Raw genomic sequence first — 25,216 nt, 5'->3', positions numbered from 1 at the left:
ATGTCGAACATTGCCTGGGCTCCCGAAGAACGGCTTGAGGCCTATGCCGCAATGGCACAAGCTCGCTTTACCGGGCTTGAAATTGCGCCGGGGCTGTTCTTCCATGCGAGCAGTGATCCTTTTGTGCCTGATGAGGCAACGGCGCGCGATGCCTTGGCGGAAATGGGCGATCACGGGCTTTCGCTCGTCTCTATGCAGTCGCTTTTGTTTGGCGTTGAAGGCGCTGGCCTGTTCGATGGTGAGGAAGCGCGCGCGGCTCTTGTCACCGGAATGCAGCGGGCGATTGATTTGGCGGGCCGCTTTGCCATTCCCAACCTTGTTTTTGGTTCCCCTGCACAACGCCGTATCCCCGATGGCATGGAGATGGCCCGCGCCGTCGACGAGGCTGCCGAAGTCTTTCGCAAGCTGGGCGATAGGGCTTGCCAAGCGGGGACGTGTATTACCGTGGAAGCCAATCCAGCAGCATATGGGACAAACTTTCTGAACACTCTTGGCGAGGCCACTGATTTTGTTGGCATCGTCGATCACGCAGGCATCGCGGCGATCCTTGATCTTGGCGCTATGCACATGAACGAAAGCTTCGATACGGTGCCAGCGCTGATTGCAGACACTAAGACCAAGCTAAACCATGTGCATGTCAGCGAGCCTGATTTGGCACCGGCTCCTGCGGACCCACACGCCTTGGCTCCTATTCTGGCAGGGCTTGAGAAAGCGGGATATTCCAAGGCGGTATCGATTGAAATGCGCCGCGATGATAGCGGCATAGAAGCGGTCAAATCCTCAATCGCAGCGCTTGCGAAAGCAGCGCGCGCAGCAGGGATCTTCGGGGAGAGAGCCGATGCATGAACCTGCCGCCAAAGCCTTTGCCAAACAGCGCGAGGATACGGTTATATCTGTCTGTTTTGCAACGCCTCTGGCAAATGCAAAGACTTTTGGGACAATCCGCAAAGTCGCTGATGCGCTTGATGAAGTGTACCGGTTTCGCGAGATCATTCTGGTGGTCGAAGATCACTTGCGCGATGCGTTCCTGCCTCTGGTCGAAGAGGTCAGCGATGTACGCCTCTTCGTCGTGCGCAAGGGCACGGAATATTACGAACGCCGCGTTATCGCCGCTGAAGAGGCGATTGGCGATCTGGTCCTGATCGCGCAGGAAGATGAGATCGCGCACATGGATGTTTGCGCCTTCCTCAACCACGCGGAAGGAGCCAACGCCATTGCGCTCGCCAATTGCGGCAAGCGTCGACCGTTCAAATCGCTTCTAAGCTGGCCTTTCATTGCGCTTGGGCGGCTTGCGGGATTTGCGGTTTACCCCAGCGATTTTCAATCGATCGCGATGCCGCGAACGCTGCTTAATCACATCCTTGCCCATGATGAGCCGCGGCTTGCCTTGCGTTACCCTCCACGCGATCCGCGCTTGCCGCTTTCTTCATACAAAGCGCCTGAGGAAGTCGCATCGCGCGGCGCGTTCAAAGATATCGGCAAAGATATGGGGCGCCGGATGCAATTGCTGCAAACGCTGCTGGTGTATCTTACCCCGATCATTCTTTCGGTTGTTGCGATTTCCTCCACGATCCTCACCCTTGTGGGGCTTGCCTATGCGGCGTGGATAATCGGTGCATTGCTGCTGGTTGACACCCTTGCGCCCGGCTGGCTCACCACAAACACAATGCTGGCGGTGAGCGCGATTTTCATGGGTGTTTCGACCTTGGGGCTAAGCCTTGGTTTGCAACATCTCTTGCGTCAGCAGGCCCGCGATAAAGGCGAGCGCGTGTCTGAAGAAGTGAACCGGATTGACCTTTTCGGAAAAGTCGCCGTTGATCTGAATGTTGAGCTTGAAAGCGAGAATTGGGCGCGGAGCGATGACTTGCCTTCGCTCGAAACCGAGCGTTCTGAAACCAGGCGCCCCGAAACAAAGGGCGATAATGGCTAATGACGCGCCCGCTTCCCACCACATATGACTACATCGTCATTGGCGGCGGCTTTTACGGCTGCTGCCTTGCGCTCTACCTCCGCTCGATCTCGGACAAGGTGCTGTTGGTGGAGGCATCGGACGCATTGATGACGCGCGCCTCTCGCGTGAACCAAGCGCGCGTGCACACCGGTTTCCACTACCCACGTTCGGCCGTCACAGCGGTCAAATCCATGTTGCTCCATCGAAAATTCCTCGAAGATTTCCCCGAAGCGATCGTCGATGAATTTCAGATGCTTTATGCGATTGCAAAGCGGCGCTCCAAGGTGACCGCCAAGAAGTTTTACCGGATGTTCGGCGATATGGGCGCACCCATCGAGGTCGCATCGCCCAATGACCGGGCGCTGTTCAATGACGATATGGTCGAAGAAGTCTTCGCCTGTTTCGAAACCGCTTTCGACTATTGCGTCCTCGCAAATAAAATGGCCGAGCGGCTTGAGGCGGCTGGCATCGAGGTGCGACTTTCCACCGAGGTTCAGGGCCTGGAAGCGCGGCGCGACGGTGTTGTTGCAGGGCTTGGCGATGGGAGCGAAATCACGGCGCGGTATGCCTTTAATATCACCTATGCCCAAATCAACAGCGTGCTTGAAAAGGCCGGGTTACCCAAAGCACGGCTCAAATATGAGGTCGCAGAGCTTGCCTTGATTGAGCCGCCAACCGAGCTTTGCACACGCGCAGTTACAGTCATGGATGGCCCGTTCTTCTCCGCCATGCCATACCCTTCCGCCTCGCTCTATTCGCTCACCCATGTGCGCTATACGCCGCACGAAAGCTGGAGCGATGAAGAAGGGGCCGGAAATTCAAGCGTGTGCGATCCCTATCGCCATTTTGCAGAGCGTCATTACGAGACGCGTTACGCCTTCATGTTGCGCGATGCACAGCGGTATTTGCCGTGCTTGGGAAGCTCGACCTATCACCGCTCAATCTACGAGGTGAAGACGGTTCTGGTGAAGAACGAGCAGGATGATGGGCGCCCGATTTTATACCATCAATCCCCCGGCGCTGGCCGTGTGATTTCGATCCTTGGCGGAAAAATCGACAATATTTACGACCTGTTCGAAGCGGTGAAGAGCACAGCGCCTGAGTTTGGAGCCTTGCATTCCGGTTTTGTGCTGGGGGCGCAATATGCCTGAGGGAGCGGGTCTTTTTGGCCCCCTCGCTTCTTTATTCAAGGGGCGGCGCGGATGGCTTGTTCTGGCGGCACTTGGCTTTGTGCTGGTGGCTTTGCGCGGTGCAACGCTGCTGTTTGATCACAGCCTCCATTCTATCGATGGCGCGATGCAGACATGGTTTGCAGCTGACAATTTTGCCGATGGAGCAAAGCTGGGCGAGGAGTTCCAATCCTATCTTGGGATCACAATGATCCTGGCGCTTTTGCCCGGCTTTATGGCCTTTGGTGAGACATTGTGGGCCTCGACAGTCTCCGCCTATGCGATGGTGATGGCGGGGTGCTTTGCAGGCGCTTATGCGATCATCTGGATGCTGAAACCAGTTGCGCAAAAGCGGCGATGGATGTGGGCGTTGCTGCTGATATTTTTGTTTTATTACGTCGGCGCGCTGATGGCGAATGTCATTGGCTTGCCGTACCCTGCGACCTTTGATCCGGGTGTTTCACTAAGGCCACTGCGCGGTGCTTTGCCATTCTTTGTGCTCCCTGTTTTCGTCTGGGCCTTGCGCTGTATTCTGGCCACTGAACGTGCGAGGCCTGCACTTGTATTCGGGCTTACAGCGGGCGCGGGGCTCCTATGGTCTAATGATGCAGGGATACCCCTTGTCATCGCAAGTTGTATCGGTCTTGGCGCAGGGCTCTTCCGGGACGTCTGGCTACTCGCAAAGTCGCTTGTCCTGTTTGCGCTTGGCGTCGCGGTGTCGGCGGGAGCGGTCCTGCTGTTGGTAACGCATGGCGAGCCCGGCGGCTGGCTCCAGTACAATTTCATCGATGTGCCAAGCGACCAATATTGGTATTTCGCCCCTTGGAACCGCGAGGCGCGGGTGCTGGGCATTACCGATTTGCCGAGCATCTTCATGCAAGGGCAATTGCTCTCCACATTCAGCCTGATCGTGCTGACGGCAAGCGTCATTATTGCAATTGCAAGGCGCTTGGCGGGGCGCGGATCGATCTCGCGGACCAGTGCCTTTATCTTTGTAGGGTCGAGCGTGGTGGGCACTGCGCTGATCCCACAAATCGGTGGGCATATCGGTTCAGAATACAACGCGATCACCTTTGTGCTGGGACTGTGTGCGCCGCTTATCGTGTTCCAGAATGCGCTCTTTGCACGCATCAAGCCTCTATTGCGCCTTTCGCCAAGGCTTGCGGTTCCTGTTTTAGCTGGCGTCGCAGGCGCCGGAATGATCGCAGCCGATGGGATGCATTTTGCCCAGACGGCATCGAGCACCAACCGCACCGTTTATGCAGAAAAGCTGGGATTTTACGTCACACCGCAAATGGCCGAGGACCTCGCTGCAATAAAGCGGTTTTCAGCGGAGCTTGAGCGCCGCGGCTTTCCCAGAGATAGGCGCCTTTTGTCGGTCTACACTTCGGCGCTTGATGTCGCTGCAGGCACAAAAAGCCCGGCGCCTGTTGGCTCCATCATCCACGCGCTGGGTGAGCAGAACCGCATTGATTACATCGAGGCGCTGACCGGCAGAGCCGTAGCGGTGACCACTATCGCCCCCGACTACACCGGCTGGGCAGGATGGAACGAGAGGGCCAATTGGACCTTCTTCGAAAACTTGCGCGATCTCTACCGCCCAATTGCTCGCAATGATCAGCACGTCTTGTGGATCCGTTCCGACGATGCCTCTATCAAGGAAGATGCAAATTGCGAAGTGAGCGATTGGGGTTTTGCCAGCTTTGAGTTGACTATCACAAGCCCCCGATCTGGCATCGCATCTGTCTTTATTGAACGCGAAGGCTTTGATGCTGAGCCGCGCACCGCACTCCTCACCGTGACCGAAGATTCGCCCTTCACGCGCGCGGCAACCACGCCGCAATGGAGCGATTTTCCGCGCTATGGCATTGCCAATGCGCGGCAAGTCGAAGTGTCAGCACCCGTTGAAGCAGGCGAGAAAACCCGCCTCACCCTTGAAGTGTTGGACGGATCGGCCATTGGCTGGGCTGAATGTTTCGCGCGTGTTTACGAGCCCGTCGACTATGCTGCTTTGCCAAGCCTTTCGGAAGGCATTGATCAATTGATCAAGGAGGCAGGGCAATGAACGAAATGCTACGCTTCTTTTCGGTCACGGTGGTTGGCGTGGTGCTCGATATTGCCATTGCCTATGCATTGCATGAACTAGGATCGGTGCCATTGGCCTTGGCGGCGGTGATCGGCTTTGTTTGCGCAGCTGCTGCAAATTATGTGCTTCATCAACTGTGGAGCTTTCAAGCAGGCGCTCGCCAGTTGTCGCTAGCACGAGCCGCCAAATATGCAGCTGTTGCAGGGCTAACTCTGGCCGTGCGCGTAGGCGTTGTTGCCGTTCTCGCGGGTTGGATGGGCGCAGAATATGCTCTCCTCATCCTTATATGCGGGGCGGGGGCATCATTCTTCGTCAACTTCACCTTGAGCAAGCTCTTTGTCTTTGGTGCAAAACCATCGCATAGGAGCGCATCATGACGGGCGCTGGCCACCTGGACGATGCCGATTGGGAGGTCCCTTCCCACGAGGCGGCGATATACGCGGCCAAGGCCCACAAATACGCTCTCGTCATTCCGGTCATCAACGAAGGGGAGCGCATTCGCTGCCAGCTCGCCCGGATCAGGGCTGCCGATCTCCGCGTCGATGTGATTGTCGCGGACGGCGGGTCTACCGACGGTTCGCTTGACCCAGACTTTGTTGAGACTGTCGGTGTTCGCGCGGTTTTGACCAAGACCGGCCCCGGCAAACTCAGCGCACAATTGCGTATGGCTTATGCGTGGTGCCTTCGCGAAGGGTATGCTGGCATCGTCACGATTGACGGCAACGGCAAGGACGGGGTCGAGGCGGTCGCCGATTTTATTGCCAAGCTCGATGCGGGCTGTGATTATGTCCAAGGGTCGCGTTACCTTCCCGGCGGCGAGGCTGAGAACACCCCGCTCGAGCGGACAATCGCCAACCGCCTGATCCATGCACCGATTTTGAGCTTGGCGGGGCGCCATCTTTTTACTGACACCACTAACGGGTTCAGGGCCTATTCTGCGCGCTATCTGGCGCACCCCGATGTTCGCCCGTTTCGCGATCAGTTCGAGGTGTACAACCTTCTTTTCTACCTGACGGTGCGCGCAGGACAATTGGGCCTCAAGGTCGATCATGTCCCGGTTATCCGGCGCTATCCTGACAGCGGGAAAGTGCCCACCAAGATCGGCGGATTTGGCTCCAAACTTGCCCTCCTTGGGGAAACAGTAACGGCGGCGACCGGCGGATATACGCCCGATAAATCAACGGTAAAATACGCCTCGCTCGCCTGGCCTGCGTTTATTTCAGCCGCTGTGCTGTTGCCGCTGCTTTTTAGCGTCATCGCCGCACCCGATTACTCGCCCGACAGCTGGGCCTTGTATGAGCTGAGCAAGACAGTCTTTTCCGACTTCTACCGCTTCAACCATTTGCGCAGCTTTACCAGCGTATCGGAGTATTCGAGCGCCTTTGCTCCGCTTTGGCCCACTCTTATTGCAATGGTCGACGCGACGCTTGGGACGGGCGCACGCACGGGGCTTTATCTCGCGTTCCTGAGCTACTTTGCATTTGCTCTCCTTTCTGAGAGCCTTGGACGCCAGATTACTGGAACGCGTTGGGTTGGGCTCACGGCGGCCATGGTCCTCTTGCTTGGGCCAAGCATGGTCTGGGATGAGCTTGAGGCAGGGCGCACAATACCTCTGCAATTGCTGCTCTATGCCGGCGTTCTCAAAGGCCTTTTGCCGGGTAATAAGATCAGCGCACTGCGCGCAGCGGTGGTTGGATTTGTCGCTGGGCTTGCGGTGATGAACCGGTTTGATGCAGCGTTCTTGCCGGTGTTTGTGGCTGTGATCCTTCTATGGATCACGCGCAATCCTGCCCGTGTGGCTCTGGCATTGGTGGCCTCGATTGTCGCGCTGTCCCCTTGGATCGCATATTCTCTCACCACGTTCGGGACCGTGTTTGCAACGGACAATTCCGCTGTTGCCACAACGCTTGATACGCGAGCATTTGTGACCGATTGGTGGCCAGAGCCGCAGCCAGATTGGTCCGATGATCCTGTCAGCTGGGCGCTCAAGGTGATTGGCAATTCTGGTCAGTGGGCGATGAATGCGGCCTCGCTTCTCTTAAGCCCGTTTGGAGCAGCCATTGGCCTTGCCGTCGGATGTGTGGGTGGAGCCCAAATCCTGTGCGCCAGAGCCCCCGGTGCCCCCGCAAAAGCAAAGTTATCAGAGCCGTTTTGGACGCTTGTGCTTTTTGTGTTTGCTCTGGCTGCGATGATGCTGCCTCAAGTTGTCACGGGCTATCTTGAATATCGGTATTACTCGGGGCTGTTCTGGGCAGGCTTACTGGTCATCGCAGCATGGCAAATCGCGAGGGGGCGGACGCAGCGTCAAAGGCAGTTTTACGCCCACTGCCCCGCAATCCTGATCGGCGTTTGGATTGCCGGTTTCGCAGTGGTGCAAGCCCTGGGCGGAGTTTACCGCGTAAACCCTGGTGACCAAAACTGGGCCCAATTCGAAGCCGACGTGCAGGTGGCAGAGTTGGAGCGGTGCGTTGCCAGCGATCCAAGCGCAAGGATTTTGGTCATCGGCGATGATGAGTTCGCAGCCAAAGCGGGTGCGCTTGCCTCGCTCAAAACCATGATGCATCCGCGCAATATGGCCGAAGGGCGTTTGGATGAAAAAGCGCGTGCAGCCTTCTTCGAGACATGGGACGTTGAATATGTGATCTTCCGCGGCAACCGCCCCGGCGATGCAATTGGGCGTTTTCCGGATTTTGCACAAGTTCCAGATTGCGATGCAGCGCTCTTTCAACGCGTGCCATAGCCGTGTGCTCGCTTTGCTCAGCGCAACGTCAGTCGGAGCACGTTGTTTTGTAAAACGCGCGAATAAACCGCATCCTCTCCCCATGCATTGACGATCGCAAGGCCAATTCCGCCCCCGGTTGTGGGATCAGGTCCGGTGACCGGCGGTGCAGTGAGCGGATCGAACGCGGGGCCATCATCCTCGATCTTGAGCGTGACCGCGTCCCCGTCGGCTTTTAGCAAGAGCAAGAGCGACAGATCTTGAGACTTGCCGCCATGGCGCAAAGAATTCGTGACAAGCTCTTCGACCATGATCGCAAGTTTTACACGAAGTCTTGGCTCGCAAGTGTGATCGGCCAAAAAAGCGCGGGCGAATTGTAGCGAATGCCGGACGGCGGGCGCACAGTTGCTATCTTTTGTAACAAACGCCGAAAATCGTCTCCATTGCCCCATATTTGTATGCTAACACAGCTTTGACTGGGGAGGGTATATGCGAAATCTATTTTTACTTCTGGCCGCAATTTTTGCGTTGGCGGCTCAGCCCGCCGTTGCGCAAACTGATGCCGGGGATACGATCGGGCGGATCAAGAATGTGACGCAAGGCGGTATCGAAGTCGTGCGCGACGGCGGCAAGCTTCAAGGCACTTCCGGATTTCGTTTGCGCGAAGGTGATATTGTCGTGACGCGGGCAGGCCAAAGAGCGGGCATCACCTTTGTTGATAATACCCGCATGGTTGTCGCTCCGAAAAGCCGGATGATTATTTCGAGCTATCGCTTCGATCGTAAGCGCCGCACGGGCGAGTCCCAGATGACCATTGAACGCGGCAAGGTCGGGGTTGATTCAGGTGAATTGGCGCGTTCTGGCCGCATGAAATTCAAAACGCCGACATCGACGCTGGGCGTCCGTGGGACCACTTTCGTGATTGAGGTGGATGAATAATGCGCAAATCTCTTGGAATTATCGCATGTCTCAGCGCCTTTGCAGTGGCAGGGTGCGCTGTTTCTAAAGAGCGCGTGACGCTTCTTGCACCGGCGCAATCAGGCAAAGACATTGGCGGTGTTGTCATCGAATATGATGATGGGCGCATGGGTTACCTTGGCGATGTCAGTCAGCAGGCAAAACTAAGGAGCGGAAAAGCGGCGCATCTGGTCAGGCAATATGATGAAGCCGATCCGCAATACGCGAATTTCGGAAATGATTTCCCGTCAGAGCCTGTGCGAGAGTATTTCTACTTCGCGGTTGGCAAAGACACGCTTGCGCCGTCTGAACTGGACCGGTTGCAGGCATGGCTCAATCAAAATATCCAGGGCCGCCCGGGGCTTGAGATCGAAATCGCAGCCCACACCGATGTCTCGGGCGGTGTTGAACTCAACACAAAGCTTGCAGAAAAACGAGCTGCCGCAGTGCGTGCGCAAGTGGAAGAGCGGATCAAAGCGGGACAGATCACTGTCGACAAGGATGACATTGATGAACTTCCCGGATCATTGTGGTGGGCGCAATCGATCATCGATTCTGGCCAAGATTATGTCGCCCGCGATTACCGTGTCGCCGTTGTGACTATTCGCTAATCATCTGTGTCATTGCCCAGATATCGTAGGGCAAGAATTGTCAGATCATCAGCAGGGTCCGTGCCGCGTTCGAAGGCGCGGACCTTGCTGGCGATTGCCTTGGCCTGGTCAGGCGCAGATTTGCCACCGCCAGAGCCAAGCGCATCCATCACCCGCTCCAATCCAAAACGGTCTTCTTTGATGTTCATGGCATCGGTCGCGCCATCGGTGATGATCACCAGAGTTTCGCCCGCTTGAAGCTGAATCGTCTCGACGCTGTAGGGGAAATCATCAAGGGTGCGAAGCCGCAGGCCACCGCGCATTTTGACGACTTCGACACTGCCATCGGTTTTGACCAGCATGGGGTCTTCATGCCCTGCATTGACCATCTCGATTTGGCCGGTGGAACAATCAATGACGCCCACAAGCATCGTGAGGTCCATCTCTTCGTCTTCTTCGGCCATAAGGTCGGCGTTCACCTGCCTCACAGCCGCCTCCAGATCGCCGCTTGATCGCAGGAGATTGTTCTTCGATACCGACTTCGACAGCGCCATAAATAGGGCTGCACGAAGGCCTTTCCCGCTTACATCACCCACAAGGAATGCGAGCCGGTTTCCTTCCAATTCCATCGCGTCGTAAAAATCGCCGCCGACCGATTTGGCAGGCTCCAGCACAGCGCCGATTTCTGTCCGTGTGCCCAGCTTTGCAAGCCGGGCGGCGCTTGGCACCATGGTCAGTTGCAGCTTGCGCGCGCTTTCGTTCTCTTTCTCCTGCTCGGCGGTGACGATGCGTTTCTCGACTAGTTCGGCAAAGGTCAATGCATAGCGCACCAGCACCAGAGCGATGACTGCACAAAGGGCGATGATGAGCGGGCGCGCAGGGTCGATCAGCAAGCCTGCGCTGTCATAGGCGACGAAGGACCCGATGGGCAGGGCCGCTGCGAGCACACCTGCTGGCACAAACAGCCATTTTGCAATACCAAGCCCCCCGGCCAAAAGCATGGCGACCAGGGCAAGGGCAAATGCCAATTCCAGCGCCTGAGCCCAGCCGGGCCGCGATAGCCAGTGCCCGTTCAAGATCGCATCGACGGCCTGTGCCTGCACTAAAGTGCCCTGCATTTCGCTCGCGACGGGCGTTGCGACAATGTCCGTTGTGCCCGTTGCGCCAAAGCCGACGATGACGGCCTTGCCTTGCATTTCTTCAACGTTGAACTTGCCGTTCAATACATCGAGCGCGGTGATGACATTTGCATCCCACTCAGGTGTCATCTTGAACTCGAGGTTCGCGGATGTGTCCGAGGGGATGATGGTCTCGCCAAGCTTGAGACCATCTTCGGTCCACTCAGGCGGTTCGCCCCCGCGCGTCATAGTGGCGATCTGAAGGGCAAACCCGGCAATTGTCGTCTCGCCCGCGATGATCGAAAGGGGAACTCTGCGAACGATACCATCCGCATCGGGCGGGCCATCGACCACTCCTCTTGCGGGCGCGGCGTCGTCCAAGAGCTTTATGCTTGTGAGCAGATAGTCAGCCTTCGCAATACCTTCAGGCGGCTTGCCTTCGATGCTTTCAAAGGTGAGCTCGCCAATGCCGCGCGTCTTGTCGGTGGTGGTCACACGGGCAAGGACGGTTGGCGCTTCTTCGATAACGCTGGCGAGATACTGATCACCGCCCGGCAATTCGAGCACTCTGTCACGCGTTGCAGGCGCCAATGCATCCTCGTTGTAAAGCGCGAGGAAATTCTTCGGGTCAAGCCGGTCTGGCTCTACAAAGAAGATGTCGACGCCAATCGCGGCAGGCTGCGCAATGGCGATGTTTTCGATGAGGGCTGCGACATCGGTACGTCGCCATGGCCACTGGCCCTTTTTCCTAACGCTTTCATCGTCGATCATCACAACAACCACGTCATCGCTGGTGTTGCTGCGCGGGGCCCATTGTTGCCAACTGTCAAAGACAAGGCGGCGCTGAAACTCTCCGCCAAACACGCTTATCACAACGCCGATAAGAGCGCCCGCAAGGACCGCGGCAGTGATCGCTCTTTTGGTTTTGGGTTGCATAAACCTATCGCGCTTGGCTCTTAAAGCTCAACGCAAAACCCGTCATAAGAGCACAGCACTTCCAGCGGCTCGCCTTCGCGCACCAGCTCTTCATAGCGCATGGTTTCGGCATACATCCGCGATATATCGGCATCCGAATACGTCGGTTCGTGGTGGAACAGGGCAAGGCGTTTGGCCTTCGCCTGATGGCATAGATCAACCGCGACAATGTTGGAGGAATGTCCCCAATCCTCTTTCATCGAAACGCTATCGGCCAGCGAATACATGGTGTCGGCAATGACCAGATCCGCGCCTGACATGAAGTGCGCCATGTCGTCTTCTTCGTCCATCTTGTCGATCTTGTATTCGGCATCGGTGGAATAAACCGCGCTGCGGCCCTTTTGATCGGTAAAGCGATAGCCATAACTGTCGTGGCTGTGTTCTTGGCGGGTCAGACCAACGGTGAGCTCGCCAATCTGGTATTCTTTGCCAGGCTCAAGCGTGCGAAATTCGATGTCGGCTTTGAGCCAGTGAAACGGAACGGGGAAAGAGATTTCTTCCTGTTGGCGACGCAACGCTGTTTCTGCGTCGCTATGCCCTGCGTGAATGATAACCTTTGCGCCTTCCACGAAAGCGGGCACGAAGAATGGGAAACCCATAATGTGGTCCCAGTGCAGGTGCGATAGGAAGAAATGCCATTCCTTGGGGCGGTGCCCGTCTGACAAGCGCCTTAACGTATCAAGCCCAAGCTCGCGCAATCCCGATCCCATGTCGCAAATGACAAAAGCGCCTTTGCCAACGTCGATCTCGACACAGCTTGTCGCCCCGCCATATCCCTGGCCGACGGCAAATTCGAGCTCGTTATGGGCAAAGTCGAGAGCGGCCTGTTTGTCAGGGAAGCTCTTTCCTTGCGCGTGGAGGAGTGCGTCGGCAATCTTGTCTGCAACGGTCGACGCGCTTGGCGCAACCGGTAGCGAGCCACGAGTTCCCCAAAACCGGACCTGCATATTCCCCCCTCAATGCTTTGCTAATTCCCGCCCTGATCCGCGCCCTGATCTCTGGTTGCATCCTCAATCGTATCAGCAACCCTAAAGACCATATCATAACGGCTAATGGCAAGGATTTCGCGCATCGTATCATTCGGGCACGCCAGCACAATTGTCGTCCCGCTCTCATTGGCGGCCCTTTGTGCCAAAGTTAGCCCACGAAGACCGCGCGAGGACATATATTCGATGCCTGACAGGTCGATAATGGCGGTTTCGAGTTCGGTGCCGACTGCATTTACAAGGTATTCTTTGAAGAAATCGGCGCTTGTTTCATCGACACGGCCCTCTGGCAAAAGCACCAAAGCGCCCTCCTGTTCCCTGCTCGTCCATTGCAACACATCACCCGACATTTGCTTTGCATAGCGTGAGTTAACGCAGATGCCAAACGATCTGCGAACAACCGGCAAGGTTGCAACGCGCGGCGGTGCGTAGTTCTTGTTGTATGCACCAAGTATCGGCGCGATTTGGGCGATGTGTTCCATGGACGACCTGATTGGTTTTGTTTGTGCTTTGTATGAAAGCACCAGAGTGTGAATTTTTTCCTATTTTTCCTATCACCCGAGCCTTCATAGGTCTGCCTCGCCGAGGGCGTCGGTCGGTCTTATGTGGTAACCCCTAGTGAGAATACTGTTAGAGCAAGCGCAAAGTCCAAAGGTGCACCTTTGCGCTTGCTCGCCCGAGGTAAACCTGCTTTTTCAGAGCTCGAACGACACGGTATCTGATGTCTGGGTATCTGTGATTTGGGGCTTAGGGGGATTGGCAATGGCGGTTGACGCCACCAGGAAAAAACGCATCGGTGCATTTGCGCGCAACGTTCGCGGGCTTCGCGAAGCGGGCACTGTGCAAATCATTGGGATGGTCATTTTCGTGGCCTTTTCGATCTTCATCGCCCGGTATAGCTGGGCGCTCCCCGGTGGTCAGGAACCCACGGCAATCACCAGCGATGCAGAGCGCGCTTTGTACGACACGCGCGCCTATCTTGCAGCAGACCTGGTTGAGCAGGACGATCGCATCGTTTTGGTTGTGTTCGACGATCAATCGCTCATCAACCTTGAAAAACGCTCGCCCCTGCCGCGCGGTGCATTGGCAGAGGCGCTGCGCAATCTCGATGGCATGGGCGCAAAGGCGATTGGGATTGATATTCTGTTCGATCAACCTCAGGCCGAAGACATTGATCTTGTTGAAACGCTACGCGCAATGGAGACGCCGACATCCATCGCTTATGCAACCGTCGCCACCAATTCGAACGACATTATGTATCAACAGCAGCAATTCCTCGACGAATTTATGAATGCGGTCGAAGACGGCGGCACCAATGCAAAGCGGGCCAGCATCCGCCTTGATGATGACTTTGGCGCGACCCGTGTGTGGCCCGATATTGTCCCCGAATTGCCCCCGCTTTTGGGGCGCGCGATGCTTGAGGATGCAAGCGGGCCGTATGCGCAATTTGAAGGTTATGAAGGCGCGATTGAATACCGCAGGCCCCTGCGCGCAGATTTTGGCGACGATCCCGAGGAAAGCCCTGACACGCAAGCGGTGGTCGAAGAGCCTTTGTTCCTTACGCTTTCGATTGAGCTTTTCCTCGACCTTGATCCTGCAGTGGCCGAATTTGTGGCCCAAGAGATTGAGGGCAAATATGTTCTGATCGGCGGGGATATTCTCGATTATGACCGGGTGGTGACCTCGTTTACATCGTGGACAGGCGCAGAGCCTTCTGGGCTTTCTGTCCATGGTGAGCTCATCGCGCAAATGCTTGACGGAAAGCGGCTGACGCAAATTCCGATGTGGAGCATTTGGGTCATGGCCTTGGTCGTTGTGGGAAGCGCGATTGTGGTCGCGCTGCTTGAATGGTCCGCCCAAAAGCTGGTGCCGTTGTTGCTGGGGTTGGGGGCAATATATGTCGGCCTTCCCTTCGTCCTCCATTTCAACGAGGTGGACACTTATGGCTTGCCCGCTGTTGGATGGCTGGTTGCCTGGATTATCACCTTTACGGTGGTGACGGCGGCGGCGCGTTCTGCAGGGGCCGCTCAGAGGTCTTTTGCGCAAGGTGCGCTTGGCAAGTACATCCCTCAAGACATCGCCGAGGCGATCATTGATGAACCTGATCTGTTGTCGCTGGGCGGGCAAAAGCGTGACATCTATGTGATGTTCTCCGATCTTGAGGGCTTCACCAAGATGAGCCACGCAATTGAGCCTGAAATGGTCGCAAAGCTCCTCAACCGCTATCTTGAGATGCTGAGCAAGGTGGTGCTCGACCATGGCGGAGTGATCGACAAATATGTGGGTGATGCGGTGGTCGCGTTCTGGGGCGCTCCGATTGCGCGCGAAGACGACGCAGTGCGCGCTTTGAACGCAGGCTATGCGATATGGCAGGCGGGCGAGGATTTCCGTAGGGAAGTCGCCGAAATGGACCCCTCATTGCCCAAGATCGGTAAAACCCGCGTCGGGTTGCATTATGGCGAAGCTGTCGTGGGTAACTTCGGCGGTGAAACCCGCATCCAATACACCGCGCTAGGCGATTCCATGAACACGGCCGCACGGTTGGAAGCGGCGAACAAACCGCTTCAATCGAATGTCTCTGCCAGCCGTGAGATTATCGAGAAAGCCAAGGCTGATTGGTGGGTCCCCATGGGCCGCATTGTCCTTCGCGGAAGGGCGCAGCCGGTGGATATCTATCATCCAAAACCGGGCTTTCCCGTAGAAGACAAACACAAACTTGAAGAAGCTGTTCAGCTTATAGATAGCAATCATGAATTAGCGGTGGAGTTAATTGATCAAGTGGTCGCTGGTCATCCCGAGGATTCGGCGCTAGAAAACTACGCAACACGAATTCGTAATTTGGACAATGGGGGAGCATATGTTCTCGGTTAAATCTAAGGCCCGCGCTTTGGGCCTCGCGCTTGCAGGCGCGTGTTTGTCAGTATCAGGGGCAGCCGCCGCTGGTGTTGTGGTGAAATCCACTGGGCCTTCTGCCGGAACTTATCCGGTGGGAAAAAAGGTCGCAGATTCGTCGACAATCACGCTTCGCGCTGGCGATAAAATCACAGTTTTGGTGGATGGCGGCACAAAGGTCATGCAAGGGCCGGGCACTTTTCGCGTAGGCGAAGGGGCAACCCGCACGCGGGCTCGTTTCGCTCGTCTCACCCGTCAAGGCGCCTCGAACAGAGCGCGCACCGGGGCTGTGCGTGGCGGAGCCAAGGGTTCGGCCGGCATGCCTAACCTATGGCTTGTCAATGTCGCCGCGTCGGGCACCACATGCTTGTACGATCTGGAAAATGTCCAGCTCTGGCGTCCGACTGCCGATGAAGGTGCAACCTACACGATCGCGGAACAAGGGTCAGAGACGAAGGTCGACGTAAGCTTTGTCTCAACCGAACCAGACCGTGCACTTGATCCTGAAGGGTTAAAGCTCGCTGATGGTTCGACATACACGATCACGGGGCCTTCAGCTGAAGGCGCACAAAGCGAAGCGGTTGAAGTGAAAATTGTCGCGCTGACTGAAACCTATCGTCAGCCCGATGCACTTGCGGCGGCTCTGGCGGAAAATGGTTGTATGGAGCAGCTTGAAGCTCTTGGCGATATCGCTGAGGCCGAAGCTTCTTAAAAGAACGCTATCCACTGAACAATCGACGCAATAATCAAGGGCGCTGGGTGCATGACACTTGGCGCCTTTGCTTTTGGGGTGATCAGGTTGATCTTGAATAGGGCACGGCCCAATCCCACTTTCATGGATATGCAAGCGCCCTCTCAACCCCGCACAAAAGTCTGGTTCGATGGAGCCTGTCCACTCTGCATCCGCGAGATTGGGGTGATGAAGCGGCTGGATCGTCAAGGCGCGATTGATTTCGTCGATGTGTCGGCGAGCGCAGACCCCAGCTGTCCCATTGATCAATCCGAATTGCTTGCACGGTTCCATGCAGAGGAAAATGGACGCGTTTTGAGCGGGGCAGAGGCATTTGCCGCGATGTGGCGTGCTATCCCTGTGCTCCGTCCGCTTGGTCTGATTTCCAGAAATCGGGCCGTCTTGGCGGTGCTTGAGCGGCTATACATCCTCTTTTTGCGCGTGCGTCCGCGCTTGCAAAAACTCCTGCGCTGAAATCTCTTGCCAAAAAGGCTTGCCGGGAAGGGGCGCTTTGCCTCATTCTCGGACCTGAGAGAATTTACGGAGAGAGTGTGAGCCATGGAAAATTTTGGCGGGATGCAGAACGAGATTTACAATGCCGGGCTTCAGGGGATGTTGCCCGACTATCCGGTTGATTTTGCGACTTTGGAAAAACGCGGGCAGCAAGCTCTGGGTGAAATGCTCACCAATTATGTCGCGGGCGGGTGCGGGGATGAGCATACCCAGAACAGCAATTCCGGCGCGTTTCATCATTGGGGTATGATCCCGCGCATGATGGTCGATTGTACCGAGCGCGATCTGTCCATTGACCTGTTTGGAATGAAGCTCAAAAGCCCGCTCTTCATGGCGCCGATTGGCCTTAACGGAGAGGCAACCCAGGATCGTCACGGCGATATGGCTGCAGCGCGCGCCTCTGCCGAAACGGGCGTGCCGTTTTGTGTTTCGACCCTGGGCAATGATCCGATGGAGGATGTGTTTGAAGCTTGCGGCGATACGCCAGCTTTCTTTCAGCTTTACACCCCGCGCAATCGCGAGCTTGCGACAAGCCTGATAAAGCGGGCTGAGGCGTCCGGGGCAAAGGCAATCGTAGTAACTCTCGACACATGGCTCACCGGTTGGCGTCCGCGCGATCTCAATGCCTCCAACTTCCCGCAGCTTCGCGGCAAGGTCATGCAGAACTACTTCACCGATCCGGTCTTCCGGGGGATGCTTGAAAAGCCGCCGGAGGAAGATCCCAAGGCGGCAATCATGCTGTTTGCAGGCATTTTTGGCCAAGTGCTGACGTGGGACGATATGGAGTGGTTCAAGTCTGTGACCGACCTTCCCATTGTCCTTAAAGGCATCTGCCACCCTGATGACGCGCGCCGCGCGGTCGATCACGGGGCGGATGCGGTCTATTGCTCAAACCATGGCGGGCGTCAGGCCAATGGCGGCATCGCAACGATCGACCTGCTTGCAGACGTGGTGAAGGCAAGCGGTGACACGCCTGTTCTGTTTGACAGCGGCGTTCGTTCAGGCAGCGACGCTGTCAAGGCGCTTGCTCTTGGGGCAACCGCTGTTGGCGTAGGGCGCCCTTACACATACGGTCTTGCAATCGGGGGCGCGAAAGGCGCGGCCTGGGTCTTGCGTAGCATGCTGGCAGAGGCCGATCTGCTGATGGCGGTCAATGGATATCCCGACTTGGCGGCCGTGCGCGACGCTGGTGCCCAGCGCACAGATCGCGCGTAAGCCCCTCACAACGCTTGCGAAAACTACTTAGGTCGCAGCGCATATGTGGACGAAACTTTATATTAATCGTAAAATCCTATCACTGACGTCAGATTTCGACTCAGTTTTCCACAGGAACGGTGATAGCCTCGCATTAATTATAAAACGCGATTCGGGGCGCGACAGAAACAATGGAACGACCAACCATCATCTCATCTGGTCCAGATGCAATGGGCCGCACGGTATGCTTTGGCAACGAAAGCTCGCGCCGCGCGCGCTACGGCCGAATTCAACCGATGCCGACGAAAAAGCCGCTTGCTAAACTTATCGCAGGGCTTTTCCGCCTGCGTTAAGCGGCGCCCGCCAATCCGGGCCTATTGAATAAAACCGCCGTCATGGCGCCGATTTGGCGACCGTGACCAGTTTTGTTTCGGTATAGCCTAGATACCCCTCAACCCCGCTTTCAGAGCCAAATCCGCTGTCACCAACCCCGCCAAAGGGTGTTTCGGGTGAACCCACAGCAAAGTGGTTGATCGCAACCATGCCTGCGCGCAGCGAATTGCCAAGGTAGTGGCTTTCATCGAGCGAGCTTGTGAAAGCATAGGCTGACAGGCCGTAGCGTAGCGAATTGGCGATTTCGACCGCTTCCTCGATTGTGTCATACGGCACGATGCCAGCCACCGGACCAAAGGGTTCCTCGGTCATGAACTGGCTTTTGAGCGATGGGCCAGCGATAATAGTCGGCGTGAAGAAATGCCCTGGCCCTTCCAATGCCTTGCCGCCGCTGACGATTTCGCCTTCATCTGCCTCCATTGATGCGACCAATTGCTGCATCGCTTCCAAGCGGCCTTTGTGCGCCAGAGGGCCCATGTCGACACTGTCATCCACGCTCGCATCGCCAATTTTGAGCTTTTGCGAACGCGCGGCGAATTCAGCGACGAATTTGTCGTAGATCCCGCGCGCCACAAGGAAGCGGGTGGGGGAGACGCACACTTGCCCGGCATTGCGGAACTTGGTCGCAGCGCAGGCCGCAACCGTGCGTTCAAAGTCTGCGCTTTCCCCAATCACCACGGGTGCATGGCCGCCCAATTCGGACGTGAAACGCTTTAACCCTTGCGCCGCGAGCGCGCCCAATTGCTTGCCCACTGCAGTTGAGCCGGTGAAGGAGACTTTGCGGGTGATTTGCGCGGTGATGAGATGCTCTGAAATCATCGCCGGATCGCCATAAACGATATTGAGCACGCCTGACGGAAGCCCTGCGTCAACGAAGCACTCCGCCAGCATTTGCGCGGTCGCCGGCGTTGTCTCGGCAGGCTTCAAAATCGCCGTGCATCCAGCGGCAAGTGCGCCCGCGATTTTCTTGGCAGGCAGGTTGATCGGGAAATTCCACGGGGTAAAGAGGACCGCGGGACCAACCGGTTCCTGCGTCACGCGTTGCTCAAGCAAATTGTGGCTTCGCACCGGCACAAGCCGCCCGCCCTGACGCTTTGCTTCTTCAGCGAGGAAGTCGATGAGGTCTGCTGCACCCGCGGTTTCGCCTACGGCCTGAGCGTGGGGTTTGCCCATCTCAAGTGTCATCACACGCGCGATAGTTTCGGTCCGCTCGCGCAAGAGGTCTGCTGCCTTGCGAAGGATGCGAAAACGCTCAATCGCGGGCGTCTTGGACCATACTGGGAAGGCTTCTCCCGCAGCAGCAAGCGCTGCATCAAGTTGCTCTTTGGAAACCTTGGGCGCGCGGCCGATTTCCTTTTCCGTGGCAGGGTTGAACACAGCCATTGAGCCATCGCCACCGCTTTCCACCCATTCAGCGCCAATCAGCATTTTTACGGTGGGATAGGCGGTCATAGCGGCTCCTGAGCACAAGGGTGGTTTCAATAGAAACGAATTAGCAGAAGGCGAGAGGTTTGCAATGACTGCAAATGGCTCTCTTGAAGGAAATCCTTACGGGTTTCTTTGCCTGCGAATTTGTTTGCGAATTTTGCAGGAGCCGAAACGTATTTGGCTCAGATGATGCATAAAACAGAACAACTATTGCGAGCGTTTCGACAGAAAAATCGTCTCAAGCACTCTATATCCGGCTCATCAAAAACGCAGATTGGCGCATCTTATCAAGGTAGGCGTCAAATATGCAAAACCGAGTTCGTGCAATGCAATATGTCGATCCCCGTCCGCTTATTCGCCAAGTCAATTATGAGGCTGTAATCGACAGCCACGTCGCACCCGAAACGGTGAGCGACAAGGTTGCTTTTGCCTTTGTGAAGCTGCTGCGTTTTTTCGCCGATACCTTCTTTGCCAAACGTTATGGCCACCGTGCCGTCGTGCTTGAGACCGTCGCTGCAGTGCCCGGAATGGTCGGAGGCCTTTGGCAACACCTCAAAGCGCTGCGATATATGCGCGATGATGAGGGTTGGATCCGTACTCTGCTGGACGAAGCAGAGAATGAGCGGATGCACCTTATGACCTTTATCGAGATCGCTCAGCCCAACCGCTTCGAGCGCGCCTTGATCGTTGCGGTGCAGCTTGTGTTCTACAATTTCTACTTCTTCCTCTACCTCTTTGCACCGCGCACTGCGCACCGGGTCGTGGGATATTTCGAAGAGGAAGCGGTGATCAGCTACACCGGCTACCTCGCCGAGGTGGATGCTGGGGGCCATGAGAATGTGCCTGCCCCGCAAATCGCGATCGACTATTGGCAGCTTCCCCAGGATGCCCGCCTGCGCGACGTGATCATTGCCGTTCGCGCTGATGAGGCGGAGCACCGCGATGTGAACCACGGCTTTGTCGAAGCGATTGATGCCAAGCGCGCCTGAGATCGCGGCTTGACCCGTATTCTCTCCTGCTGTCAGGGTGCCAAGGCAGCAGGAGAACATTGCAATGAAAACCAGAGCCGCCGTCGCCTTTGAAGCCAAGAAACCGCTTGAGATCGTCGAGCTTGATTTAGAAGGCCCCAAGGCGGGCGAGGTCTTGGTTGAATTGATGGCAACGGGCATTTGCCACACCGATGCGTACACTCTGGATGGCCTCGACAGCGAAGGTATCTTCCCAAGCGTCCTTGGTCATGAAGGTTGCGGCGTGGTGCGCGAGGTGGGCCCCGGTGTCACCTCGGTTGCGCCCGATGACCACGTCATCCCGCTCTACACGCCTGAATGCGGGGAGTGTAAATTCTGCCTCTCTGGCAAGACCAATTTGTGCCAGGCAATCCGCGTGACGCAAGGTCAGGGTTTGATGCCCGATGGCACTTCGCGGATGAGCTATAAGGGGCAGACGATCTTCCACTATATGGGGTGTTCGACCTTCTCCAACTTCATTGTGCTGCCAGAGATTGCGGTCGCCAAAATCCGCGAGGACGCGCCGTTTGATACCACTTGTTATGTTGGCTGCGGTGTCACCACTGGGGTGGGTGCAGTGACCAACACCGCAAAGGTTCAACCGGGCGACAACGTCGTGGTTTTTGGCCTTGGCGGGATTGGCCTTAACGTCATTCAGGGTGCGAAAATGGCGGGGGCAAACCGCATTGTGGGTGTCGACATAAACCCGTCCAAACGTGAGTGGGGCGAGAAGTTTGGTATGACCGACTTCGTAAACCCCAAAGAGACGTCTGATGTGGTCGCGCATCTGGTCGAGATGCTGGATGGCGGGGCGGATTACTCTTTCGATTGCACCGGCAACACCGATGTGATGCGTGATGCTCTGGAGTGTTGTCACAAGGGATGGGGCACTTCGATCATCATTGGGGTTGCTGAAGCTGGCAAGGAGATATCGACGCGTCCCTTCCAACTGGTCACCGGACGCAATTGGCGCGGGACTGCCTTTGGAGGAGCAAAGGGGCGCACCGATGTGCCCAAGATCGTCGACTGGTATATGAACGGCAAGATCGAGATCGACCCGATGATCACCCACCGCCTGACCCTCGACGAAATCAACAAAGGTTTCGACCTGATGCACGCTGGTGAAAGCATTCGCAGCGTGGTGGTTTTCTAGTGGCTGGTAAGGTCACGCTCGCTGACAAATTCGCTCTGTTCGACGAGCAGTGGGCTCCGCGTCTGGCGGCGCATTACAACGGCAACGAGGTTCGCCTTGCCAAGGTGGAGGGCGAGTTCCACTGGCATTCTCACCCGGACACAGACGAACTGTTCCTCGTGATAGAGGGCGAACTTGAATTGGAGTTTCGGGATCGCACCGAGGCCATGAGCGCGGGCGATTTGATCGTGGTGCCCAAGGGGACCGAACACCGCCCGTGTGCACGCAACGGCGAAGTGAAGCTCCTGATTATGGACGCAGAAGGCACGCCCAATACAGGCGATGAGACAACTGCTTACAAACCGGTTGAGGTCTAGCGTGAAACTGAAAACTATATCTGAAACCCGCAGCCATGGCGGGACGCAAGGCGTCTATTCTCACTTATCGAGCGCGACCGGCACCGAGATGACCTTCGCAGTCTTCGTCCCCGACCATGCACCGGACGCGAAGCTGCCGGTTGTGACCTACCTTTCCGGGCTCACCTGCACCCATTCCAACGTGATGGAGAAGGGCGAATACCGCGCCGCTTGCGCCGAGCATGGCATCATCTTCGTTGCGCCCGATACCTCGCCGCGGGGAGATGACGTGCCCGACGCCGCCGAGGAATACGATTTTGGCAAGGGGGCCGGTTTCTATGTCGATGCGACGTGTGACCCGTGGAGCAAGCACTACCGTATGCGTTCTTACATCGAGAGCGAGCTGCCCGCGCTGATCGCTGCACATTTCCCGGTCGATCCTTTGCGCCAATCGATCACCGGGCATTCGATGGGCGGTCACGGCGCGCTTACCATCGGCTTGCGCAATCCTGACGTATTCCGCTCGGTTAGCGCATTTTCTCCCATCGTTGCGCCATCAGATGTGCCGTGGGGCGAAAAGGCGCTTGGACGCTATCTGGGCAAGGATCGTGCCGCGTGGCGCGAATATGATGCTGTGGCGCTGATCGAGGATGGTGCGCGCCTTCCCGAACTGCTTGTCGATCAAGGCACGGCGGACAATTTCCTAGAGGATCAGCTGCAAACGCGCCGTCTGATCGAAGCCTGTGCGACTGCCGGGATCGCCGCCGACATCCGGATGCAGGAAGGATATGACCACTCATACTTCTTTATCTCGACCTTTATGGCCGATCATATCGCGTGGCACGCAGGGCGGTTGAACGCTTAGGCTTGCACGACCGTCTGCTCGATTGCGCCAAAGATCGAATGGTTGTCCTTGTCGCGCATTTCGACCTTCACCGTGTCACCGGGAGCCATAAATGGGGTCTTCGGTTCGCCGTTAGCGATGGTTTCGATCATGCGGATTTCGGCGATGCAGGAATAGCCAAGACCGCCTTCGGCAACGGGCTTGCCCGGACCGCCATCGCTACCCTTGTTCGAGATCGTGCCCGAGCCGATGATCGAGCCTGCACACAAAGGCCGCGTCTTGGCAGCATGGGCGACCAATTGCGCCATGTTGAAGGTAGCATCCACGCCCACTTCTGCGCGGCCAAAGGGCTCGCCGTTGTAATCGACCATCAAGGGCAGGTGGATCAGCGTGTCTTTCCACGCCTCACCAAGCTCTTCTGGAGTGACGGCCACCGGGCTGAACGCGCTTGAAGGTTTGGACTGGAAGAAGCCAAAGCCCTTGGCAAGTTCGCCGGGAATAAGGCCGCGCAAGGATACATCGTTGACCAGCATGATAAGCTTGATGTGACCGGCTGCATCCTCGACCGATACGCCCATCGGCACATCATCGACCACAACCGCGATCTCGCCTTCCATATCGCAGCCCCATTTGACATCACCCAAGGGGATATCGGCGCGCGGCGGCAGGAAGCTGTCAGAGCCGCCCTGATACATCAGCGGATCGTGGTAGAAGCTTTCGGGCACCTCGGCATTGCGCGCCTTACGGACCAGTTCGACGTGGTTGATATAGGCGCTGCCATCGGCCCATTGATAGGCGCGCGGCAATGGCGAGTGCGCCTGGCGTTCGTGGAACCGCTCACACGGGACCGCTTCGTGTTCGACATCGGTTGCCAGCAGCTCAAGCTCAGGCGCAACACGCTCCCAGTTATCAAGCGCCGCCTGCATTGTGGGCGCGATATAACCCGCAGCGCAGCACCGCGTCAGATCCTTTGAAACCACCACCAATTTGCCGTCGCGGGTGCCGTCGTTGAGGGTTGCAAGCTTCATGGCTTCATGTCCTTTCAGGATTATCGTTCTGGTTGTCTGGATGCGCGCGCTGGAATTCTGGAAGAGCGAGGCACGCAGCCTCGATCCGCATCATATGCGGCGCATCGCCAAAGTCATAGGCAAAGCGGCGCGCATTGTAGATTTGTGGCATGAGAACCACTTCGAAAATGCCGGGTTTGTCGAACAGGAAATCGCCTGTGCCAAGCTGCGCCAGTCGCTGCTCCAACGGCACAAGAGTGCGGGCAAGCCAGTGGCGATACCAAATGTCGATTTCGTCTTGCGACTTGCCGTATTCGTTCTTCAGATATTTGAGCACCGGCAGATTGAGCGGCGCGTGCAGCTCAGTTGCGATGGCATAGGTCAATTCGCGCGCGGTGTAGCGATCCTCTATATCAGACGGCAGCAAAGGCTTTTGCGGATAGGCTTCGTCCAGCCATTCGATCATCGCCATCGATTGCGCCCGGTCGCGCCCATCGGCTTCGAGCAGGGGAACGCTTCCAAACGGATTGCGACTGGTAAAGCCTTCGTCCTTTTGTTCAGAATGGAGCAGGTTGACCCCGATATTCTCGTAAGCCAACCCCTTAAGCTCAAGCGCGATGCGCAAGCGATAGGATGTGGAGCTGCGGAAATAGCCGTAGAGTTTCACATCTTCCCCTTAGGATAACGCGACTAGTTTCGAATGAAACTTGTTGGATATGCTTTGGCAGGTGCGCAGGCTTGGAGCAAGAGGGAAGGCGTTAAATACAGGGCTGTTAGCCGCAGCCTTGATCTTCAAAAGCCTCTCCCACCGCATCGAGCATACTGCTGGGTGGGCATGGCTTCATTCGAACAATTGCCTCTGGAAACTGGTTGGTGATTTCGCTCTTCGAAAGGCTTCCTGAGTGGAAAATCACCGGGATGCTTTCGGCCTTGAGCGTGCGCGCGAAGGCGAAGACATTGCCATCCGAAAGCTCAACATCAAGGATTGCAATGTCGGGTTTTTCTTTTTGGAAGGCCAGCATGGCTGAGGAAATACCCGAGTGCGGTCCTTCGACGTGGTACCCGACCTCCTCAACTGTCTCGCAAAGGTCATGGGCGACGATCATCTCGTCTTCGGCGATCAAAATTCTGCGGTTCATGGCCTGTGCCTCCTCCGATTCTGATCCCTC

General features: G+C 56.6%; 25 protein-coding genes. 17 read left to right on the top strand and 8 right to left on the bottom strand.

Annotated features, from left to right (window positions below; translation table 11 throughout):
* The 6 genes from EH31_RS04935 to EH31_RS17795 are packed head-to-tail and all read left to right on the top strand — an operon-like array spanning position 1 to position 7,946.
* Complete coding sequence (locus tag EH31_RS04935; RefSeq protein WP_241765827.1) at positions 1-846, top strand: sugar phosphate isomerase/epimerase family protein; 846 nt, start codon at positions 1-3, stop codon at positions 844-846.
* Positions 839-1,930, top strand: a complete 1,092-nt coding sequence (locus tag EH31_RS04930) for a hypothetical protein (RefSeq protein ID WP_034958418.1) — start codon at positions 839-841, stop codon at positions 1,928-1,930. Before EH31_RS04935 ends, EH31_RS04930 begins: the two co-directional genes overlap by 8 nt.
* Positions 1,930-3,102 (top strand): FAD-dependent oxidoreductase, encoded by a 1,173-nt coding sequence (locus EH31_RS04925; RefSeq protein WP_051698938.1) that lies wholly within the window; start codon positions 1,930-1,932, stop codon positions 3,100-3,102. The genes EH31_RS04930 and EH31_RS04925 overlap by 1 nt, the downstream gene beginning before the upstream one ends.
* Entirely contained in the window at positions 3,095-5,185 is a 2,091-nt protein-coding gene (locus EH31_RS04920; RefSeq protein ID WP_034958417.1) for a hypothetical protein, read from the top strand. Before EH31_RS04925 ends, EH31_RS04920 begins: the two co-directional genes overlap by 8 nt.
* Positions 5,182-5,583 carry a GtrA family protein gene (locus EH31_RS04915; protein ID WP_034958416.1) on the top strand — a complete coding sequence of 134 codons (402 nt, stop codon included), beginning with the start codon at positions 5,182-5,184 and terminating at the stop codon, positions 5,581-5,583. The genes EH31_RS04920 and EH31_RS04915 overlap by 4 nt, the downstream gene beginning before the upstream one ends.
* The gene (locus EH31_RS17795; RefSeq protein WP_199796995.1) at positions 5,580-7,946 is read left to right on the top strand and encodes a hypothetical protein; all 2,367 of its coding nucleotides are present in this window, start codon (positions 5,580-5,582) and stop codon (positions 7,944-7,946) included. The genes EH31_RS04915 and EH31_RS17795 overlap by 4 nt, the downstream gene beginning before the upstream one ends.
* A gap of 17 nt (positions 7,947-7,963) precedes the next feature.
* On the opposite strand, the gene EH31_RS04905 is transcribed toward EH31_RS17795, so the two are convergent.
* On the bottom strand, positions 7,964-8,377 hold the full coding sequence (locus EH31_RS04905; RefSeq protein ID WP_081853218.1) for an ATP-binding protein: 414 nt from the start codon (positions 8,375-8,377) through the stop codon (positions 7,964-7,966).
* 37 nt (positions 8,378-8,414) lie between these two features.
* Here EH31_RS04905 and EH31_RS04900 point away from each other — a divergent pair, with 37 nt between their 5' ends.
* Both EH31_RS04900 and EH31_RS04895 read left to right on the top strand, forming a co-directional pair.
* On the top strand, positions 8,415-8,864 hold the full coding sequence (locus EH31_RS04900) for a FecR domain-containing protein (RefSeq protein ID WP_034958415.1): 450 nt from the start codon (positions 8,415-8,417) through the stop codon (positions 8,862-8,864).
* The gene (locus EH31_RS04895; RefSeq protein ID WP_034958413.1) at positions 8,864-9,493 is read left to right on the top strand and encodes an OmpA family protein; all 630 of its coding nucleotides are present in this window, start codon (positions 8,864-8,866) and stop codon (positions 9,491-9,493) included. The genes EH31_RS04900 and EH31_RS04895 overlap by 1 nt, the downstream gene beginning before the upstream one ends.
* On the opposite strand, the gene EH31_RS04890 is transcribed toward EH31_RS04895, so the two are convergent.
* From EH31_RS04890 to EH31_RS04880, 3 genes are read right to left on the bottom strand one after another with little or no spacing between them, the layout of a single operon-like run.
* The gene (locus EH31_RS04890) at positions 9,490-11,526 is read right to left on the bottom strand and encodes a CHASE2 domain-containing protein (RefSeq protein ID WP_034958412.1); all 2,037 of its coding nucleotides are present in this window, start codon (positions 11,524-11,526) and stop codon (positions 9,490-9,492) included. The genes EH31_RS04895 and EH31_RS04890 overlap by 4 nt on opposite strands.
* A gap of 20 nt (positions 11,527-11,546) precedes the next feature.
* Positions 11,547-12,512: an MBL fold metallo-hydrolase gene (locus tag EH31_RS04885; RefSeq protein WP_034958410.1), complete on the bottom strand. Its 966-nt coding sequence runs from the start codon at positions 12,510-12,512 to the stop codon at positions 11,547-11,549.
* Positions 12,513-12,532: 20 nt separating this feature from the next.
* Entirely contained in the window at positions 12,533-13,033 is a 501-nt protein-coding gene (locus EH31_RS04880) for an STAS domain-containing protein (protein ID WP_241765826.1), read from the bottom strand.
* Between the two features lie 280 nt (positions 13,034-13,313).
* Between EH31_RS04880 and EH31_RS04875 the strand changes: the two genes are divergently transcribed.
* From EH31_RS04875 to EH31_RS17635, 5 genes are all read left to right on the top strand, one after another.
* On the top strand, positions 13,314-15,422 hold the full coding sequence (locus EH31_RS04875; RefSeq protein ID WP_051698936.1) for an adenylate/guanylate cyclase domain-containing protein: 2,109 nt from the start codon (positions 13,314-13,316) through the stop codon (positions 15,420-15,422).
* Positions 15,409-16,155, top strand: coding sequence for a hypothetical protein (locus EH31_RS04870; protein ID WP_034958409.1), 747 nt, complete (start codon positions 15,409-15,411; stop codon positions 16,153-16,155). Before EH31_RS04875 ends, EH31_RS04870 begins: the two co-directional genes overlap by 14 nt.
* Before the next feature lie 123 nt (positions 16,156-16,278).
* Positions 16,279-16,647 (top strand): thiol-disulfide oxidoreductase DCC family protein, encoded by a 369-nt coding sequence (locus EH31_RS04865; protein ID WP_051698935.1) that lies wholly within the window; start codon positions 16,279-16,281, stop codon positions 16,645-16,647.
* Between the two features lie 84 nt (positions 16,648-16,731).
* On the top strand, positions 16,732-17,901 hold the full coding sequence (locus EH31_RS04860; RefSeq protein WP_034958408.1) for an alpha-hydroxy-acid oxidizing protein: 1,170 nt from the start codon (positions 16,732-16,734) through the stop codon (positions 17,899-17,901).
* A gap of 170 nt (positions 17,902-18,071) precedes the next feature.
* Positions 18,072-18,233 carry a hypothetical protein gene (locus EH31_RS17635; protein WP_161782125.1) on the top strand — a complete coding sequence of 54 codons (162 nt, stop codon included), beginning with the start codon at positions 18,072-18,074 and terminating at the stop codon, positions 18,231-18,233.
* Between the two features lie 40 nt (positions 18,234-18,273).
* Here the strand turns inward: EH31_RS17635 and EH31_RS04855 are convergent, their stop codons facing one another.
* Entirely contained in the window at positions 18,274-19,725 is a 1,452-nt protein-coding gene (locus EH31_RS04855; protein WP_081853217.1) for an NAD-dependent succinate-semialdehyde dehydrogenase, read from the bottom strand.
* A gap of 281 nt (positions 19,726-20,006) precedes the next feature.
* On the opposite strand from EH31_RS04855, the gene EH31_RS04850 reads away from it, so the two are divergent.
* The 4 genes from EH31_RS04850 (at position 20,007) to fghA (ending at position 23,061) form a co-directional block, all read left to right on the top strand.
* Positions 20,007-20,690 carry an alternative oxidase gene (locus EH31_RS04850; protein ID WP_241765825.1) on the top strand — a complete coding sequence of 228 codons (684 nt, stop codon included), beginning with the start codon at positions 20,007-20,009 and terminating at the stop codon, positions 20,688-20,690.
* Between the two features lie 64 nt (positions 20,691-20,754).
* Entirely contained in the window at positions 20,755-21,861 is a 1,107-nt protein-coding gene (locus EH31_RS04845; protein ID WP_034958404.1) for an S-(hydroxymethyl)glutathione dehydrogenase/class III alcohol dehydrogenase, read from the top strand.
* Entirely contained in the window at positions 21,861-22,217 is a 357-nt protein-coding gene (locus EH31_RS04840; RefSeq protein ID WP_034958402.1) for a cupin domain-containing protein, read from the top strand. The genes EH31_RS04845 and EH31_RS04840 overlap by 1 nt, the downstream gene beginning before the upstream one ends.
* Before the next feature lies 1 nt (position 22,218).
* Positions 22,219-23,061 (top strand): S-formylglutathione hydrolase, encoded by an 843-nt coding sequence (fghA, locus tag EH31_RS04835; RefSeq protein ID WP_034958401.1) that lies wholly within the window; start codon positions 22,219-22,221, stop codon positions 23,059-23,061.
* Here the strand turns inward: fghA and EH31_RS04830 are convergent.
* From EH31_RS04830 to EH31_RS04820, 3 genes are all read right to left on the bottom strand, one after another.
* On the bottom strand, positions 23,058-24,068 hold the full coding sequence (locus EH31_RS04830; protein WP_034958400.1) for a fumarylacetoacetate hydrolase family protein: 1,011 nt from the start codon (positions 24,066-24,068) through the stop codon (positions 23,058-23,060). The genes fghA and EH31_RS04830 overlap by 4 nt on opposite strands.
* Positions 24,069-24,072: 4 nt before the next feature.
* Complete coding sequence (maiA, locus tag EH31_RS04825) at positions 24,073-24,714, bottom strand: maleylacetoacetate isomerase (protein WP_034958399.1); 642 nt, start codon at positions 24,712-24,714, stop codon at positions 24,073-24,075.
* Positions 24,715-24,820: 106 nt separating this feature from the next.
* A complete protein-coding gene (locus EH31_RS04820; RefSeq protein WP_034958398.1) occupies positions 24,821-25,186 on the bottom strand; it encodes a response regulator in 366 nt (121 codons plus the stop codon).
* Positions 25,187-25,216 lie beyond the last annotated feature (30 nt).

Origin of the sequence: Erythrobacter longus, from assembly GCF_000715015.1 — a bacterium.
GTDB classification, from domain to species: domain Bacteria; phylum Pseudomonadota; class Alphaproteobacteria; order Sphingomonadales; family Sphingomonadaceae; genus Erythrobacter; species Erythrobacter longus.
The sequence above is the reverse complement of the archived record's forward strand: the minus strand, read 5'-3'. Positions and strand labels throughout refer to the sequence as shown.